The organism is Ramlibacter sp. WS9, from assembly GCF_003797765.1.
Lineage (GTDB): Bacteria > Pseudomonadota > Gammaproteobacteria > Burkholderiales > Burkholderiaceae_C > Ramlibacter.
The window spans coordinates 1-2,197 of the sequence record NZ_RKMB01000076.1; the positions used below are offsets into that span (position 1 = coordinate 1).

The 2,197-nt window shown below is 59.9% G+C and carries 2 protein-coding genes; both read right to left on the minus strand.

Annotated elements, in window-relative coordinates:
* Window positions 1-124: 124 nt before the first annotated feature.
* Complete coding sequence (locus EEB15_RS32950; RefSeq protein ID WP_141514220.1) at window positions 125-706, minus strand: hypothetical protein; 582 nt, start codon at window positions 704-706, stop codon at window positions 125-127.
* Between the two features lie 99 nt (window positions 707-805).
* Complete coding sequence (locus EEB15_RS32955) at window positions 806-1,138, minus strand: hypothetical protein (RefSeq protein WP_141514221.1); 333 nt, start codon at window positions 1,136-1,138, stop codon at window positions 806-808.
* Between the last annotated feature and the right edge of the window lie 1,059 nt (window positions 1,139-2,197).

Below are 2,197 nucleotides of genomic sequence, written 5' to 3' on the forward strand. Positions count from 1 at the left end.
ACGGCCTCACCATGCGGCGTGAGGCTCGCGCAGATGTTTCCAGGCAACCAACACCATCGCGCTCGAACCGGGGCTTGTCCAACAGCCGGTTCAGATCGCGGCTAGCGCGATCTAACCTTATTCGTTAGACAGCACGCAACGTCTTTAGAGCCGGAGTGAACAAGTCTTTGTGCTCGAAGATGGTGAGTTCGTAGCGCTTCTTTCGCAGCGCCTTCCAGAACCCGTGCACATCATCCACCTCAAAGGCTTCCCCTTTCGCCACAGCATCCAGTGCGCGCAAGAAAGTCTGCTCTGTTGCGGTGTAGCTCGCTTTCGGCTCCTTCACACCCTGCGCAATGCCAAGTACGTTGCAGATTCGGAAAGTAATGGCACTGTCGAACCTAGACCAGTTCTTTCGGTCAATAGGATACCCCGCAATTTCGCGTGCCAATACAACGTCGCCGATCGCAAGCGCCAACAGCAGGTACCGGTACTGAAGGAATGGCCGTACGGCCGTTCCAAAAGCCAAGTACCGTTGGACCTCCGCCCGAATGGCGCTGTGGAGCTCTTCCTCGCCCTTCGAATCTCCGTTAGCGAAATAGTAGCTGGCGAGCGCTTCGTGACCATGTGCCCGAGCGGCAAGCGCTCCTTCTGGGTTGGTTGCCTCGCGCTCCTCGGCATCGGCAAAGCTCCGCTCAGCGCTTATCTTGAGATGATCGAACGCCATGCTGTCTAACGTGAAGGTAACCGGACCGCAACCCGCTGCGGCGAAGCCGCCTTCTGCAGTTGCGGGTCCGTGTTGACTGACATGTTAAGTCTCTCCTGGCTATTCACGTGTGTCTTCACCGTCGCCCAACTGATCAGAGCCCGCAGCCCGATGGCGCGTGGCGCTTGGCGCCAGTACGAACGCCAGCCACACCGCCGGCGCGACCGCGAGTAGAACCGGCATGCCATTCTGCGCGCCGAAGAGGAGCGGTAAGAATGGAAAGAGCGATGCGGCGACAAATGCTGATACCCACCATCGCTTTGCGAAAATCCGAATTCGCCGACTGATCAGAACATGAATGAACATGGCGAGTTGCAGGCCCCAATAGGGGAGCATGACGAACTTGACCCACTCGCCACCGTGTGCAAACGCTAGAGAAGTGCTCAGCAGCACTGGAGTGGCAATCAGAGTAGGTGCGCGCACAGAGATTTAACGTAGAGGTAACCGGCGCCCAAGCAATGGCCGCGGAGCGGCCGAATACGCTTGGGCGTCCGCGTTGGCCGACATGTTATGGGGCGGACAGGAGAGAGCCGATGAGCGCATGGACCGTAGTTTGCCTCACGGTTGCTGGCACACCAACTCGCCCGAGTGCCGTGGCTCCTCCAATTTGATGAGGTCGTGGCGCGAAAGCCATCGAACACGGAGAACTTGGCCGGAGATGTCGGCAGGCCTGTGCCTGGACGCGGGCGCCGCGACTCGCCCGTGCGCTGCGGTAACCCCCCCAGAGAAGCGAAGCGCCACAAGCGAACGGCACCGACCTGCACGACCCAGGAGACTGCGAAGCCGACCGCGCGACAGCTTCGCGAACCACTGTCTTCACACCGCCGTATAACGTAGAGATGACCGGACCACCAACATCAGCGGCGAAGCCGCCTCCTGCTGTTGTGGGTCCGTGTCGATTGATAAGTTATGGGGCAGGACGGCCTTTTTGCACGTGCTCATATTTTGCCTCGCAATACCCATGCCCATAGTTTGCCGCACCGACGCTGGCAAGCCAACTCGCCCGAGTACTGCGCCTCCTCCAATTTGAGGAGTCCGCGGCGCGAAGGCCAACGAATGGAGAGACTCGGCCGGAGATGTCGGCAGGCCAAGGGCTTGGATGGCGGCGCCGCGACTCGCCCGAGCACCAGGGCGGAACCCCCAGAAAAGCGCAACGGCCCGAGTGAATGGCAACGATTGACGCCGCTTGTGAGATCGCGAAGCCGATCGCGTGACAGCTTCGCGTGCCACTGCCTTCACCCCGCCCTATAACGTAAAAATGACCGGACCACCAACATGAGCGGCGAAGCCGCAGCCTGCTGTTGTGGGTCCGCGTCGATTGCCAAGTTGGACGAAGCCGCTACGCGGAGGAATCCCTCTCCTCGCTGGCACGATCTGTACTGCATGACGCTCCCTTCAATCCCGATGGGGGTGATTTTGCAGCAACTCGTGAGGATCAACCAGCATGGCTAC

Excerpts from the sequence above, each read along its gene's own strand:
- EEB15_RS32950 (WP_141514220.1), bottom strand. The coding sequence starts at position 706 with ATGGCGTTCGATCATCTCAAGATAAGCGCTGAGCGGAGCTTTGCCGAT.